Origin of the sequence: Micromonospora sp. KC723 (assembly GCF_004348595.1) — a bacterium.
Classification (GTDB): Bacteria; Actinomycetota; Actinomycetes; order Mycobacteriales; family Micromonosporaceae; genus Micromonospora.
Genome location: NZ_SMKD01000001.1, coordinates 156,320 through 171,295 on the forward strand (window position 1 = coordinate 156,320; position 14,976 = coordinate 171,295).

The 14,976-nt window shown below is 73.8% G+C and carries 15 protein-coding genes; 8 read left to right on the forward strand and 7 right to left on the reverse strand.

What is annotated here, in order from left to right; genetic code table 11:
* Positions 1-43 precede the first annotated feature (43 nt).
* Complete coding sequence (locus tag E1165_RS00760) at positions 44-799, reverse strand: A24 family peptidase (protein ID WP_243704516.1); 756 nt, start codon at positions 797-799, stop codon at positions 44-46.
* Between the two features lie 11 nt (positions 800-810).
* Positions 811-1,788 carry an EamA family transporter gene (locus E1165_RS00765; RefSeq protein WP_132386607.1) on the reverse strand — a complete coding sequence of 326 codons (978 nt, stop codon included), beginning with the start codon at positions 1,786-1,788 and terminating at the stop codon, positions 811-813.
* A gap of 292 nt (positions 1,789-2,080) precedes the next feature.
* On the opposite strand from E1165_RS00765, the gene E1165_RS00770 reads away from it, so the two are divergent.
* Positions 2,081-2,596, forward strand: coding sequence for a hypothetical protein (locus E1165_RS00770; protein ID WP_132386659.1), 516 nt, complete (start codon positions 2,081-2,083; stop codon positions 2,594-2,596).
* 140 nt (positions 2,597-2,736) lie between these two features.
* Complete coding sequence (locus E1165_RS00775) at positions 2,737-3,978, forward strand: ATP-binding protein (protein WP_132386609.1); 1,242 nt, start codon at positions 2,737-2,739, stop codon at positions 3,976-3,978.
* Between the two features lie 7 nt (positions 3,979-3,985).
* Here the strand turns inward: E1165_RS00775 and E1165_RS00780 are convergent, their stop codons facing one another.
* A complete protein-coding gene (locus tag E1165_RS00780; protein ID WP_132386611.1) occupies positions 3,986-4,531 on the reverse strand; it encodes a GNAT family N-acetyltransferase in 546 nt (181 codons plus the stop codon).
* 129 nt (positions 4,532-4,660) lie between these two features.
* Between E1165_RS00780 and E1165_RS00785 the strand changes: the two genes are divergently transcribed.
* Positions 4,661-5,206: a DoxX family protein gene (locus E1165_RS00785; RefSeq protein WP_132386613.1), complete on the forward strand. Its 546-nt coding sequence runs from the start codon at positions 4,661-4,663 to the stop codon at positions 5,204-5,206.
* A gap of 204 nt (positions 5,207-5,410) precedes the next feature.
* Positions 5,411-6,853, forward strand: a complete 1,443-nt coding sequence (locus tag E1165_RS00790; RefSeq protein WP_132386615.1) for a glycosyltransferase 87 family protein — start codon at positions 5,411-5,413, stop codon at positions 6,851-6,853.
* 52 nt (positions 6,854-6,905) lie between these two features.
* Here the strand turns inward: E1165_RS00790 and E1165_RS00795 are convergent, their stop codons facing one another.
* The 4 genes from E1165_RS00795 to moaC form a co-directional block, all read right to left on the reverse strand.
* A complete protein-coding gene (locus E1165_RS00795; protein WP_305792139.1) occupies positions 6,906-7,337 on the reverse strand; it encodes a molybdenum cofactor biosynthesis protein MoaE in 432 nt (143 codons plus the stop codon).
* Positions 7,334-8,590: a molybdopterin molybdotransferase MoeA gene (locus E1165_RS00800; RefSeq protein ID WP_132386619.1), complete on the reverse strand. Its 1,257-nt coding sequence runs from the start codon at positions 8,588-8,590 to the stop codon at positions 7,334-7,336. The genes E1165_RS00795 and E1165_RS00800 overlap by 4 nt, the downstream gene beginning before the upstream one ends.
* 77 nt (positions 8,591-8,667) lie before the next feature.
* Positions 8,668-9,162 carry a molybdenum cofactor biosynthesis protein B gene (locus E1165_RS00805; protein WP_207916355.1) on the reverse strand — a complete coding sequence of 165 codons (495 nt, stop codon included), beginning with the start codon at positions 9,160-9,162 and terminating at the stop codon, positions 8,668-8,670.
* Entirely contained in the window at positions 9,135-9,626 is a 492-nt protein-coding gene (moaC, locus tag E1165_RS00810) for a cyclic pyranopterin monophosphate synthase MoaC (RefSeq protein WP_132386623.1), read from the reverse strand. Before moaC ends, E1165_RS00805 begins: the two co-directional genes overlap by 28 nt.
* Before the next feature lie 712 nt (positions 9,627-10,338).
* Between moaC and E1165_RS00815 the strand changes: the two genes are divergently transcribed.
* The 4 genes from E1165_RS00815 to E1165_RS00830 all read left to right on the forward strand — a co-directional run.
* The gene (locus tag E1165_RS00815) at positions 10,339-12,777 is read left to right on the forward strand and encodes a bifunctional diguanylate cyclase/phosphodiesterase (protein ID WP_132386661.1); all 2,439 of its coding nucleotides are present in this window, start codon (positions 10,339-10,341) and stop codon (positions 12,775-12,777) included.
* Positions 12,774-14,075 (forward strand): glycosyltransferase 87 family protein, encoded by a 1,302-nt coding sequence (locus E1165_RS00820; RefSeq protein ID WP_132386625.1) that lies wholly within the window; start codon positions 12,774-12,776, stop codon positions 14,073-14,075. The genes E1165_RS00815 and E1165_RS00820 overlap by 4 nt, the downstream gene beginning before the upstream one ends.
* 10 nt (positions 14,076-14,085) lie before the next feature.
* Positions 14,086-14,718, forward strand: a complete 633-nt coding sequence (locus E1165_RS00825) for a phosphoribosyltransferase (RefSeq protein WP_132386627.1) — start codon at positions 14,086-14,088, stop codon at positions 14,716-14,718.
* Positions 14,719-14,748: 30 nt separating this feature from the next.
* Positions 14,749-14,976: zf-TFIIB domain-containing protein (locus E1165_RS00830; RefSeq protein WP_243704517.1), on the forward strand; the 228-nt coding region annotated here is incomplete at its 3' end.

Consider the following 14,976-nt stretch of genomic DNA (forward strand, 5'->3'; position numbering starts at 1 on the left):
AGTCGACCAGGCAGGCGGGCGGCGCGGGGCGGGCGAGTGACGGTCAGGTGAGCAGCACGGCGAGCCAGGCGCCGGCGAGCAGCGCCGGGCCGAACGGGAGGGCGGTGTCCCGGCGAACCCGGCGGGCGGCCAGCAGACCGAGCACCACCACTCCGTTGAGCAGGTGCGGCAGCAGCAGGCCGAGCCCGAGGGCCCGCCAGCCGAGCCAGCCGAGCGGCAGCCCGAGGACGGCGGCGAGCTTCACGTCGCCGTAACCGAGTCGCGAGCCGGGCAGGAGGGCCAGCAGCGCGTACCCGGTGAAGGAGAGCACCGCCCCGGCGAGCGCGGCCCACAGCCGGACCGGCGTCCCGGTGGCCACCGCGGCGGCCACCAGGCCGGCGCCGCCGGCCAGGGCGGTGGCCGCGACCAGCGGGTCGGGCAGACGCAGGCAGGCGAGATCGGCCCGGGCCAGCACCAGCCCACCGCCGGCCACCAGCAGGTACCCGGGCAGGGCGGGCTCGGGGCCACGCACGGCGGCCAGCCCACCGAATACCACCGCCCCGACGGCACCCAGCACCGCACCCGCCCGGATCCGTCCCGTAGATCGGCCGGCGCGGCCGGCCATCAGGCCCGCCGCAGCCGATGGCGGCGGCCGGTCGGCGCAGCCGGGCGAATCACCCGAACCGGCAGCAAGCAGGCCCGGCGTGATCGGTGGGCCCGAGCCGGGAAAGCGCCGGGCGAGCACCGGTATGGCCCGGTCGGACAGCACACCGGCGAGAGCGCCGAGCAGCGCGGCGGCGGTCACCAGGCCGACGGACACGGGTCGGGACGTTACCGGCGCGCGAACTTCCCCGCCGCCCCGGCGACCTTCCCGGACGGTTGCCGGGGACGCTCACTGCCTACCACCAGCGCCACCCCCGCCACGATCACCACGCCGCCGGCCAGCACCTGCGCGGTGACCGGCTCGGCGACCAACAGCGCGCCGAGCGCGACCGCCACCACGGGGTTCACGTAGGCGTACGTGGCGACCAGCGAGATCGGCGCGTGGTGCAGCAACCAGACGTACGCGGTGAAGGCGACCAGCGAGCCGGCGACCGTCAGGTACGCCAGCGCGGCCCATGACCGGCCGGTCACGTCGCCCGGCGAGAAGCCGCGCAGCTCGTTTCGGGCCAGAGCGAGCCCGGCCAGCGCGGCGGCCCCCGCGACCATCTCGTACACGGTGGCGGCGAAGGGGTCGGTGGGCATCCGCAGTCGCCCGGAGAGGAACGAGCCGACCGACCAGCAGACCGTTCCCGCGACCACGATGAGCGCCCCGGCCAGCGGCACCGCTGCCGTGTCGTCGGTGGGAAGCACCAGCAGCACCAGGCCGAGGAAACCGACGGTCACCCCGACGATGGTCCATGCGCGGGGCCGGTCGCCGGTGGCCGTACGAAGCAGCGCCACGAGCAGCGGGACGGTGGCGACCAGCAGGGCCGCGATGCCCGACGGCACGGCTGTCGCGGGCGGACCGGACTCGGCGAGCACCACCAGCCCGTTACCGCCCGCCAGCAGCAGCACGCCGACCAGCGCGGCCGAGCCGAGCTGCCGGCGATCCACCCTCAACGCCCCCGGTCCCCGGCGCAGCCGCAGGACGGCGGCGAGCACCAGCGCCGCCACGGCGAAGCGGAGGGCGGCCGAGGTGAATGGCGGCCACGACTCCACGGCGATCCGGATGCCGAGGTAGGTGGAACCCCAGAGGACGTAGACCAGCGCCAGCGCGGTCCAGACCAGAGCTGGTCCGGTCGTCGTACGTGAGAGAGATGAGCCCATCGGTGGGCCACGCTACGGTGACCAGGTGTCGGATTCCGACGAGGGTGACCGAACTTCCTCGGCAGTGGAGTACGCGGGAGGCTGGATGGCGAACTACGAACCCCCCCACGGTGCGCCCCCGCCGTGGGACGGGCGACGCCCCGGCGACGCGTACGACGCCACGCCGGATCCGCCCCGCCGGAGCGGTTGGGGCGAGACGCCCGCCACGCCGGATTGGCAGTCGGGCGCAACGCCCGGCACCCAGGGCTGGCAGGCGGGCGGGCAGACCACCGTCGGGTACCAGCCGCCGACGGTGCCGTACCAGCCGGGCGGCTCGCCGGCGTACCTGGCCGGGCCGACACCGCCGCGCCCGAGGCGCGGGCGTGGCCCGCTGCGGGCGGTGCTGGCCGTGTTGGCGGCCGCCGTGCTCGGGGGCACGGCCGTGCTGTGGTACCGGGCGGGCGCGACGGACGACGGGGTGTCGCCGACCGAGGCCGGGCCGACCACGAACACCGGACCGGACGCCCCGGTGCCGGGGGCGGTGGGGGCGTTGCCCACCGCGCCCGCGCCGGCCTCCTCGGCGGACCCGCGTTTCGTCAAGGTCGGTGAATGCGTCCGCAACACCGGGCCGGTCGGTGGGAAGCCCAAGCTGCTGATCGCCGACTGCGCCCCGCAGACGTACGAGGTGCTGCGCCGGTTCGACGGCCAGACCAGCGGCGAGAAGGACGCCGAGGCGAAGTGTGGGGCGGTGGCGGGCTACACGGACTGGTTCTTCTACGACAGCGAGCTGGACTCGCTGGACTTCGTCCTCTGCCTGAGGCAGCGCTGACCACCTCGGTAGCCGAAACTAGGGCTCTCTAGCGTGGACGCTAGAGAGCCCTAGTTTCAGGTCGAGGGCGGAAGACACGCCGGTAGCTCCCTCTAGCCATCTCTAGGTCCACGGCTAGACGGGTCGATACTGTGCGATGCGTGGATCCGGTCCGCAACCCGTACGCTCCCGGCGCCGGTCAGCGCCCGCCCGAACTCGCCGGGCGGGGGCGGGAACTGGACGTCTTCGACGTCGTCCTGGAACGCATCGCCCGAGGTCGCCCCGAGCGGAGCCTGATGCTCACCGGCCTGCGCGGCGTCGGCAAGACCGTACTGCTCAACACGCTCCGCTCCCAGGCGATCAACCGGCTCTGGGGTACCGGCAAGATCGAGGCCCGGCCGGATCAGTCGCTGCGCCGCCCGATCGCCGCCGCCCTGCACATGGCGGTCCGCGAGCTGGCGCCCCGGCACCGGGCCCCGGACCGCATCGACGCCTTCCTCGGCGTGCTCAAGGCGTTCGCGCAGCGCACCGTGCCGACCGCACGCGGAGCCGCCGCCCCGAAGCTGCGGGACCGCTGGCAGCCCGGCATCGACGTGCCGGCGAGCAGCGGCCGGGCCGACTCCGGCGACATCGAGATCGACCTGGTCGAACTGCTCACCGACGCGGCCGGGGTCGCCGCCGACGTGGGCACCGGGATCGCCGTCTTCATCGACGAGATGCAGGACCTCGGCGCCGAGGACGTCTCCGCGCTCTGCGCCGCCTGCCACGAACTCTCCCAGCTCGGCGCCCCGCTGATCGTGGTCGGCGCCGGCCTGCCGCACCTGCCGGCCGTGCTCAGCGCGGCCAAGTCGTACTCGGAACGGCTCTTCCGCTACCAACGCATCGACCGGCTGGACCGGCTCGCCGCCGACCAGGCACTCTGCGCGCCGGCGGCGCGGGAGGAGGTCGAGTACGAGCAGAAGGCCCTCGACCTGCTCTACGAGAAGTCCGGCGGGTACCCGTACTTCGTCCAGGCGTACGGGAAGGCCACCTGGGACCACGCGCCCCGGTCCCCGGTCACCGAGTCCGACGTCCGGGTCGCCGCTCCCGAGGCGGAGGCCGAACTCGCGGTGGGCTTCTTCGGCTCCCGCTTCGAGCGGGCCACCCCGGCCGAACGCGAGTACATGCGGGCCATGGCGACGCTGTCGCTGGTGCAGGGGGAGGACGACGGCGGTGGCCGGGACGACATGGACGCGGCCGTGCCGACCGCCGAGATCGCCCGCGCGCTGGGGCGCAAGCCGGCCAGCCTCTCCCCGGCCCGGGACGCGCTGATCAAGAAAGGGTTGATCTACTCCGGCGAGCGGGGCACGGTCGCCTTCACCGTCCCGCACTTCGGCCGCTACCTGCGCACCCAACCAACCTGACCGCGGGTCAGACCCGGGACCAGGGAGGCGGGAAGACCACCTCGCCCGACGGCGGCGCCGGTACGCCGCTGACGTCCGGCGGCAGCACCAGCGCCTGCCAGGGTTCACCGAGACCGGACCACGGGCTGGTCAGCCCCAGCCGATCCGCCGGGCCGAACCCGAACCGCCGGTAGTAGGCCGGGTCGCCGAGCACCACCACCAGCCGCTCGCCCAACTCGGTGGCCGCGTCCAGGGCGGCCTGCACCACGGCGCTGCCGTGGCCGATCCGCTGCCGGTGTGGGGCCACCCCGACCGGCCCGAGCGCCAACGCCGGCCACCGGACCGTGTCGGACGTGACGTGGACGCGGCTCAACAGGGCGTACCCGACCACCTCGCCGCCGTACTCGGCCACCATGGCCAGCTCGGGAATCCACGCCCCACTGCCCCGCAACTCCTCGACGAGCGTCGCCTCGCCAGGGGTGGTGCCGTCCGGACGGGCGAACGCGGCGGCCAACACCCGGCGGACCGGAGCGGTGTCGGCCGGGTCCTCGGGGCGCAACCGCAGCGTCGTCACCCGCGCGACGTTACCCGCCCCCGCCGGTCCATCAGCGACGGTCGCTCCGGTCGGCGTGGCGTCCACCTGGGCCGGTCCGGATCGGCGGTTGTCGGGGTGGCCGCCGCCCGGACGGGGTATGACTGATCCATGAAACCCGTGCGCTTCCTCGCCCGCGTCATGTTGAGCGGCGTCTTCGTGGTCAGCGGCGCCCGTAACTTCCAGCACCCCCAGCGCCTCGTCCCGACCGCCAAGCCGATCACCGACCGGGTCGCTCCCCTGATCCAGCGGGCCGCCCCGCAACTGCCCACCGACACCGAGACGCTGGTCCGCGCCAATGCGGCCGTCCAACTCGCCGCCGGTCTGATGTTCGCCACCGGCAGGTTCACCCGCCCCGCCGCCCTCCTGCTCGCCGGCACCCTGGTGCCCACCACGGCCGCCGGCCATCCGTTCTGGGACAACGACGATCCGGCGACCCGGACCAACAACCAGATCCACTTCCTGAAGAACCTCGGCCTCTTCGGCGGGCTGCTGCTGGCCGCCGCCGACACCGAGGGGAAGCCGGGTCTGCGCTGGCGGGCGGGTCATCGCATCGGCCACTCCCGCCGTTCCGTCCGACGCGCCGTCCGTACCGCGCGCCGGGAGGCACGGATCGCCCTCCGGTCGGCCGCCACGGCACGCAAGCTTCCTGGCTGACCTGCGTCAATACGGCCACGACCCCCCGCAAGGCCGCGAATCACCTGAACCACCCGACTGCCGTTAACGCGGTGGAAATGTCAAAAACATGTGTGGGATCGGACACGGTCGTATAACGCGGGAGGCATCAACGTGAGGCGCCGTTCTAGGCTCCGTACCGGACCTGGACGGGTAGGACAACCTTGGTACGGGGGTGGCCACGCCATGCCGACGATCGTCGGTAGAGGGCTGGACCGCCTCGCCCCGGTCCATCGCGCAACGCGTGGCATCGATCGCAGGACAGTCGTACGGGTCGGCATCGTCGCCGCCGCCGCCTACGCCGCATGGCTCGCCATCGGCCTCTTCGGGCGACCGTACAACTTCTTCGACATGAAGATCTACCACGGCGCGGTGGTGTGGTGGGCGAGCGGTCACGAGCTCTACGACTTCATCGCGCCGACCACCACCCTCGGCTTCACCTACCCGCCCTTCGCCGCCCTGGCGATGCTGCCGATGGCGGTCGTGCCGGTCGAGGCCGCCGGCTGGGTCAACGCGGCGGGCAGCATCGCCGCGCTGGCCGTGGTGCTGGCCGCGCTGCTGCGCCCGATCGTCGACCGGCTCGGCTGGTCGCTGTGGTTCACCGTCGGGATCGCCACGTCGATGTCCGTCGCCATCGAACCGGTCCGGGAAACCCTCGGATACGGCCAGGTCAACCTGCTGCTCTTCGCACTGGTGATGGCCGATCTGGTGGGGTTGCGCTGGCGCTCCCGGCGTGGCACCCACGGCCGCCGCACCGACGGGGCCCTGCTGCGCTTCCTCTACAGCGGATCGTGGGCCGGCGTGGGCATCGGCCTGGCCACCGCGGTGAAGCTCACCCCCGCGCTGTTCGTCGTCTACCTGCTGGTCACCCGGCAGTGGCGGGCCGCGGCCACCGCGGTCGGCACCACCATCGGCGTCACCCTCGGCACCTTCGCGCTGGTCGGCCCGGAGTCACGGGCGTACTTCACCGGGGTGCTCTGGCAGACCGAACGGGTCGGCGCCGCCGACATGACCCCCAACCAGTCGCTGGCCGGCCTGCTGGCCCGGCTGTACGACTCCATCGAGACGCCGGGCCTGCTCTGGCTGTCGTTCTCCGTGCTGATCCTGGCGCTCGGGCTGTCCCGGGCCGCCACCGCCCGCGCCGACGGCGACGAACTGACCGCGTTCACTCTCGTCGGGCTGACCGCCAACGTGATCAGTCCGATCTCCTGGACGCACCACCTGGTCTGGGTCATCCCGGCGATCGTCGTGCTCGCCGACGCCGCGGTACGCCGGCACGAGGCGAGCCGGGGCCTGACCCTGCGGGCGTCGCAGTCGTCGGCGTACAAGGGGCCACCGGTCAACGGGCTGCGCCCGCCGATCTGGTACCCGACGCTGACCGGCCTGCGGCACGCCGTCGCGGCCGTCGGCCTCTACCTGCTCTTTTTGGTCTCGCCGATCTGGCCGTACGAGCACCAGCTCCCGGAGGTGTCCCACTACCAGGACGGCCTGTTCGGCGCGCTGATGGAGAACTCGCTGGCGCTGGCGCTCATCGTGCTGGTGGCCGCGCTGCCCTGGCGGCCGGGCGCCGAACCGGCGTTCTACACCGACCGGCTGGCTCGCGTCCCGGCCGTCGCCGGCCGCCGCTGAACCGCGGCCCGGGGTCGGGCCGGCAGCGGCGACCGGGGCCGGGGGGCTCCGGTCAGGGGCAGTTGACCCACTCCTCGGTGCCGTCGGCGAAGACCTGCCGCTTCCAGATCGGCAGTCGCGCCTTGACCTCGTCGACCAGCCGGGCGCAGGCGGCGAAGGCCGCCGCCCGGTGCGCGGTGCTGACCGCCGCGACCAGGGCGGCGTCGCCGATCTCCAGCCGGCCGATCCGGTGCGAAACCGCGACCGCGTAGACGTCGGGATCGGCGGCGACCTCGGCGGCGACCTCGCGGAGCACGGCCTCCGCGCTCGGATGTCCCTCGTACTCCAGCAGGGTGACCGGCCGGCCGTGGTCGTGGTCGCGGACGACGCCCTGGAAGGAGACCACCGCGCCGGCCCGGCGGTCGGCGACCGCCGCTTCGTGCGCGGCCAGGTCCAGCGGCCGGTCGGTCACGGTGAGGACGGTCACGGCCGCGTCGGTGGTCACCACGAGCGCTCGCCCGGCAGCAGCGGCAGCGGCACGACCGGCACCCGCGCGCCGACCTCCCCGGCGCTGCCGGGACGGATCACCGCGAAGCCGTCCGCGCCGGCCAGCCCGCGCAGCATCGCCGAACCGACGTGGCGCACCGGGTGGGCGGTGCCGGCGGCCCGGTCCAGCCGGACCAGCGCCAGATGGGTGTACGCGCCCCGGCCGGGAACCGGCTCGGCGAGCGTGGCGTGCGGCAACGCCGGCGTGGGCCGACCGGTCAGCCCGGCCAGCAACGGCGCGACCAGGGAGACCAGGGCGACGATCGCGGACTGCGGGTTGCCGGGCAACCCGGCCACGAACCGGACCCGGCCGTCGGCGCCGGTCACCCGGGCCAGCAGCATCGGGAAGCCGGGACGGACCGCGACGGTGTTCACCACGTACTCCGCGCCGAGCGCCGCCAACGCCGGATGCAGGTGGTCGACCGGACCATGCATGGTGCCACCGGTGGTGCAGACGAGGTCGGCGGTTTCGAGCGCGCCGCGCAGCGCGGCCACGTGGGCGGGGAGGGTGTCCGCGACTGGACCGACCACGTCGGCGGGACGCACCTCGCAGCCGTAGCGGCGCAGCCAGGCCGGCACCGCCGGGCCGAGCGCGTCACGGACCCGGCCGGCGCCGGGTGGGCCGGCGGTCAGCAGTTCGTCGCCGAAGACCAGCAGCGCGGCCCGGGGCCGGCGGCGCACCCGGAGCTGGTCGTGGCCGCAGGAGGCGGCCAGCCCGATCAACGCCGGGTCGACCGGGGTGCCGGCAGGGAGCAGTTCCTCACCCGCGTACGCCTCCTCGCCCGGCTCCCGCCACTCCGGGTTCGGCCGGGGTGTGCCGGTGACCCGCCCGTCCGACGTACGGCTCGACTCCTCGACCCGCAGCACGGCGGTGGTGCCCTGCGGGACCATCGCCCCGGTGGCGATCTCGACGGTGGTGCCGTCGGCGGTCAACGGCGGCGGAGTGTTTCCGGCCAGCGCCCGCCCCACGACGTCCCACGGGCCGGCACCCCGCACCGCCCAGCCGTCCACGCTGGAGGTGGGGAAGGCGGGCAGGTCGGTCCGAGTGGTCAGTGGCTCGGCGAGCGTGTGCCCGTCGATGTCGGCGAGCGGCCGGGTGACCGCCGGGAGCGCGGCGGCGAGACCGGCCGCGTGCACCCGGGAGCGTGCCTCCTCCCAGCCGGCCGGCGGCGACGTGGTTACCTCCGCCACCGCAGCGGTTTCCGTGCTCACCGGCTGGCCCTCCCTTCCCTGGGTGCGCTCTGTGCTCGTCGTGGCGAGCCTATCGCCGCGACGCGCGGTCCCACGCGTCAGTGGTCGCCACCGCGCAACTGGTCCACGGCGTGGGCCAGGATCGGTCCGAGCACCGCGAGGCCGTCCCTGGCCCCACCGGTCGACCCGGGCAGGTTGACCACCAGCATCCGGCCGACCACCCCGGCGACCCCTCGGGAGAGGGCCGAGGTGGGGACCCGTTCCCGGCTGTACGCGCGGATCGCCTCGGCGATGCCGGGGATCTCGTAGTCGAGCAGCGCCCGGGTCACGTCCGGCGTCCGGTCGGTCGGGGTGATGCCGGTACCGCCACTGGTCAACACCAGGTCGACGCCGTCGGCGAGGGCGGCCCGCAGCGCCTCGCCCACCGGCTCCCCGTCGGGCACCACCACCGGATCGTCGACGACACAACCCCGCTCGCGCAGCCCCGACACCAGCAGTGGTCCGCTGGTGTCGGCGTAGACGCCGGCGGCGGCCCGGTTGGAGGCCACCACCACCCGGGCGCGGATCACGGCCGGTCCACCGGGCGGACCCATTCGCCGGTCTTGCCGCCTTCCTTGCGGAGCACCCGGACGGCCTCCACGCTGGCGGCCGGGTCGACCGCCTTGACCATGTCGACCAGGGCGAGGCCGGCGACCGCCACGGCGGTCAACGCCTCCATCTCCACCCCGGTACGGTCGGCCGTCCGCGCCGTCGCGGTGATCTCGACGGTGTCGGCGGTGGGCTCGAACTCGACCGTGACGCCGTGCAGGGCGATCGGGTGGCAGAGCGGGATCAGGTCGGGGGTGCGCTTGGCGCCCATGATGCCGGCGAGCCTGCCGACCGCGAGAGCGTCGCCCTTGGGCAGGCCGTCGCGGCGCAGCAGGTCGATCACCTCGGCGGTGGTACGCAGCCGGCCGGCGGCGACGGCGAGCCGGCCGGAGACCGGTTTGGCGGAGACGTCGACCATGCGGGCGGCACCGGCCGCGTCGACGTGGGTGAGCTGCCCGGGTTCGGTCACGGCCCCGAGCCTATCGCCCGGTCTGCGCACGGTGATCCGCCCCGGCGAACGGCGCCCGACGATCCGCACCACCGAGCCGACAATGGCCCATATCGCCGAGAATGTGGCGGCACCCGTTCGGCGACCGGCCGGGAATCGGGTCGCGTACCGCGATCATTCGCAATTCCTTGGCCAGGTACAGTCCCGGATCGCCTCGACCGGTATCCGCTCGCCTGATCCGACGGAGGACTCGAACTGAAGTCCGGATGAGAGACGGTCGCCCCGCCGTGACACTGGGACTGCCACTGGGTTTCCTCGCATCGACCGAACACTTGGCGCATCGGCACGGGTACGCAAAAGAAGGACCCTACCGCTCTCCGCACAGACCCGATAAGCGGAAAGTCATGAATAGCCACACAGTTGGCTTATGTTGAATGAACTTACATATACACCTCCTAATTATCGCCATCTTCACTTAGGCTGCCAATCGTCAACGAAGCAGCACATCGCCAGCAAATACGGCGGGTGCCAGGGTGGCGAGGGAGGCAGGACATGCGCGGCAGCGAGTGGGGCTGAGTTTCGGACCTGTGACCTTTGGATCCCGCGCGATAGGCTGCGGCCAGAGGTGAGGTAGTCAGCCGGGAGTGGTGTGACTCTTACCAGGCGACGCGAGAATGAGACCGATCGGCAGCTCCGGCTGCTCGTCGGTCTCGTCGTCGTTCTCGCGACCTGCATGGTCCTCGCCGCGCTCTGGGCCACCGCGGTCTCCGTCCCGCCCCGGTCCATCGACGACGCGGCCGTGCTGCTCGCGCTCGCCCTGATGGTCGCGTTGGGCACCTCGGTCAAGGTCCGCATCCGGATCAGGTCCACCACCCACCTGATCAGCTGGAGCGAGATGGCGATCGTGCTCACCGTGGCCCTCGCCCCCCTGCCCTGGGCCGTGCTCTGCACCGCCGTCGGCGCCGCGCTGGCCTCCTGGCGCCTCCCCGCGATCAAGTTGTTCTTCGGAGTCGGCAAGAACACCATCCTCGCCTCCGTGGCCGGCGCCACGCTGGCCGCCCTGCACTGGGCGCCCACCATGGGCATCGCCCGCCAGGTCGGGTTCCTGGCCATCGCCTATCTGGTCGCCGCCCTGCTGGACGACGTGCTGGCGATACCCGTCATCGCCATCGCCTCGGGCACCCGGATCTCCCGCCAGTTCCGCAGTAACCTGGACCTGCGGATCGGCGGCTTCGTGGTGCGGTTCGTGGTGGCGGCCTGCACCCTGGTCCTCCTCCGGGCCGATGCCCGGCTGCTGCTGGCCGTGCCACCCCTGGTGCTCAGCCTGCACCTCGCCTACTCCACCCGGATCCGCACCCGCACCGAGCAACAGGCCTGGCAGCGGCTGGCCCGCACCACCGACGCGCTCAACGTGGTCGACCTGGACAAGGTCCTCACCACCGCGGTGACCCAGGCCGCCGAACTCTTCTCCGCCGACGAGGTCGAGATCGTGCTCGGCTACGACGGCCGGACGATCCGCGGCGCCGGCGGGGCCATCACGTACGACGGGCCGGCCAGCGAACCCAGCCCGATCGACGGCGCGGTGGTCACCGCCCGCCTCGAGGGGCACGACCGGACCGCCGACGTGGGCACGCTGCGACTGCGCTTCCACGGGCCGGTGCGGCTCTCCGAACGCGAGCAGTACACCCTGCGCACCTTCGCCTCCGCGCTGTGCACCGCCGTCCGCAACGCCCGGGCGTACGCCGAGCTGGCCCGGGTGGCCGCCGAACACGAGCACGCCGCCACCCACGACGCCCTCACCGGCCTCGCCAACCGCCGGCACCTGCTGGAGAGCGGCACCGAACAGCTCGGCACCCGGCACGCCGAAGGAATCACCGCGCTGGTCCTGATCGATCTCAACCACTTCAAGGAGGTCAACGACACGCTCGGGCACGCCGCCGGGGACCAGGTGCTCACCCAGGTCGCCGACCGGCTGCGCGACGCGGCCCGGGACACCGATCTGGTGGCCCGCCTCGGTGGCGACGAGTTCGCCGTGCTGCTGCGCGGCCTGCCGGCGCCCGCGGTCGCCGCGCACCGGGCGGAAACGCTGATCGGTGTCCTGCACGAGCCGTTCGACGTGGACGGGATGCGGATCAGCGTGGAGGCCAGCGGCGGCATCGCCGCCGCCCCGGCCAGCGGCGGCATGCCGGAACTGCTGCGCCGCGCCGACGTGGCGATGTACCAGGCCAAACGGGCCGGGCAGCGGATCGCCACGTACGTCCCGACCCGGGACACCGCAGACCTCGGCCGGCTCGCCCTCGGCGGTGAGTTGCCCCGGGCCGTCGCCGACCAGGAGTTCACCGTCGACTTCCAGCCGATCGTGGAGTTGGGCACCGGCGCGGTGACCGGCGCGGAGGCACTGGCCCGCTGGCACCACCCCGTACACGGCATGATCGACCCGCTGCGTTTCATCGAGGCCGTCGAACGCTCCGGTCTGCTGCCCGCGTTCGCCGAGGCGATCCTCGACCAGGCTCTGCTCGCCGCCGTCACCTGGCGTACCGCCGGTTTCGATCTGCCGGTCTCGGTCAACGTGTCCCCGCGCAGCCTGCTCGACGCCCGTTTCCCCGGCGCGGTCCTGGCCCGGTTGCGGGCACACGACCTGCCGCCGGACCGACTCGTGCTGGAGCTGACCGAGACGCTGACCCTCAGCCAGCTCGACGTCGTCGACCAGGTGCTGAGCCGGTTGCGCGACGCCGGTGTCCGGCTCGCCCTCGACGACTTCGGCACCGGCTACTCCTCCCTGTCCCTGCTGTCCCGCATCCCCGTCCACGAGCTGAAGATCGACCGGAGCTTCGTCACCGCGATGGACGGCTCCCCGGAGGCCGCCGCGGTGATCCGATCCACCCTCGACCTGGGCCGCAGCCTCGCCCTGACCGTGGTGGCCGAGGGCGTGGAGAGCGAGGCGCAGCGTCGCGCCCTCTGGCAACTGGGCTGCACCGCCGGGCAGGGGCACCTCTTCGCCCGCCCGCTGCCCGCCGGCAGCCTCCTCGCCGCCCTGCAACGCGGCCCGGGTGGCCGCCCGGGCGTCCTCGTCCCGCCGCTGCACGACACCGGCGCCGTCATCCGGCTCGCCTCCGGCCGCCGTCCACCCCTGCGGGCCCGCAACCCCGGTCTGCCACACTTGCCGGCGTGACCTCCCCCACCCGAGCCGGCCGTACCTGGCGGGCGGTGGACTCCGCCGCCGGCGGCCTCGCCCTCGACCTCGGTCTGTACGCCGCCTCGGCCGCCTTCGCCGCAGCCACCGCGGTCACCTCCACCCTGCCGCCGCACCGCGCCTGGGGAAGCGTCGCCGCGGTCGGCTACCTGCTCGCCGCCCTGCTGGCCGCCGGTCAGTTCCTCGCCCGCCGGCAGCGCCCGGCCTGGGCCGGCACCGTCGCCCGCTCGGTGGTCACCGGACTGACCTGGCTCACCGCCGCCCTCCTGCCCCTGGTGACGCAGAGCGTGCAGCGGGCGGCCGGGCGGACCGACCGGGCGCAGGAGGAGGTGGTGGTGGTCGAGCACGCCGGTATCCGGCTGACGGAGACCGGCACGCCGTATCTCGGTCACGACGCCATCGCGGCACTTCCCGCCGACGAACGGCTGCTCGGCTACACGCCGTACCAGCCGGGGATGGCGCTGTTCGGGCTGCCCCGGGCCGCCACCGACGCCTGGTGGACGGACTCCCGGGTCTGGTTCGCGCTGGTCACCGCGCTGGTGCTGGCGCTGGCCGTGGCCGCCCTGCGCGACACCCGCCGGTTCCCCACCGGCCGGCCGTCCCCCGCCGCGGTGCTGCGCGGCATCCAGGCCGCCACCGTGCTGCCGGTCTGCGCGCTCACCCTGGCCACCGGCGGCGACGACCTGCCCGTACTCGCGCTCTGCCTGCTCGCCCTGGCGTTCGCCGCCGCCGGCCGACCCACCGCCACCGGCATCGCCGTCGGGCTCGCCGGGGCGCTGAAGCTCTTCGCCTGGCCGGTCGCCCTGGTGCTGATCTTCTGGGGCGTCACCCGGCGGGTCGGCCTGCGGGTCGCCGCCGGCGCGCTCGGCCTGCCGGCGCTGGCCCTGCTCCCCGCCCTGCTGGTCGACCGGGACGCCCTGGTGGAGAACGTGCTGCGGTTCCCGCTCGGTCACGGCCTGGTCACCAGCCCCGCCCAGTCGCCCTTCCCCGGGCACCTCGTGGCGACCACGCTGCCGGCCGGCCGGGCCGTCGCCGCCGCACTGCTCGTCGCGGCCGGGCTGGCCATCGCCGTACGGCTGCTGCGCCACCCGCCCCGCACCGCCGCCGCCACCGCGCTGATCTGCGGGTACGGCCTGCTCGCGGCGATCCTGCTGATGCCCTCCACCCGCTTCGGGTACCTCCTCTACCCGCTCGCCCTGTTGCTCTGGGCCCCCGCGCTGGCTCTCGCCCCCGCCCGTGTTCCCGTTTCCCCGGCGAGAGCGCACGCCAGGGCGTAGACCTGGAGACATGAGCACCTACCGCGATCGTGAGGACGCCGGCCGGCAGCTCGCCGAACGACTGACCGGCCTCGTCGGCCAACCCGACGTCATCGTGCTGGGGCTGGTTCGCGGCGGCGTGCCGGTGGCCCGGGTCGTCGCCGACCGGATCGGCGCACCGCTGGACGTGCTGGTGGTCCGGAAACTGGGCATGCCGTTCGCTCCGGAGGTCGCCTTCGGCGCGCTCGGGCCGGGCGGCGTCCGCGTGCTCAACGATCCGGTCGCCGCCCGGCTCGGCCCGGATGACGTCGCCGAGGTGCAGCGCCGGGAGCAGGCGGAACTGGACCGGCGGGAGGCACGCTACCGGGCCGGCCGCCCGCCGCTTGACCTGTCCGGGCGTACCGCCGTGATCGTCGACGACGGTCTGGCCACCGGCGCCACGGCCCGGGCCGCCGTCCGGGTCGCCCGCCACCTCGGCGCCCGTCGGGTCGTCGTCGCGGTGCCGGTCGGCTCGCAGGAGGCGTACGAGATGTTGGCCGCCGAGGCCGACCAGGTGGTCTGTGCCCAACGTCCGCCCGACTTCGGGGCGGTCAGCGCCTACTACGACGACTTCCACGAGGTTGCCGACGACGAGGTCACCGAGGCGCTGATCGCGACGGCCTGAAAGTTCGCCCGAACCGGGTACGGTCGAACAATGCAGCTCACCTGTCCCAAGTGTCACGGAGACATGCGCCAGTACGAGCGCAGCGGAGTCGTCATCGACCAGTGCAGCGAGTGCCGGGGGATCTTCCTCGACCGCGGCGAGCTTGAGAAGCTCTTCGAGGCCGAGGCGAACTGGAACCAGCAGCACGCCGCCGGGGTGCCGGGGCAGCAGCCCCACGCGGCCCCCGGCCAGCAGCACGCCCCCGCCCCGGGTGGGTAC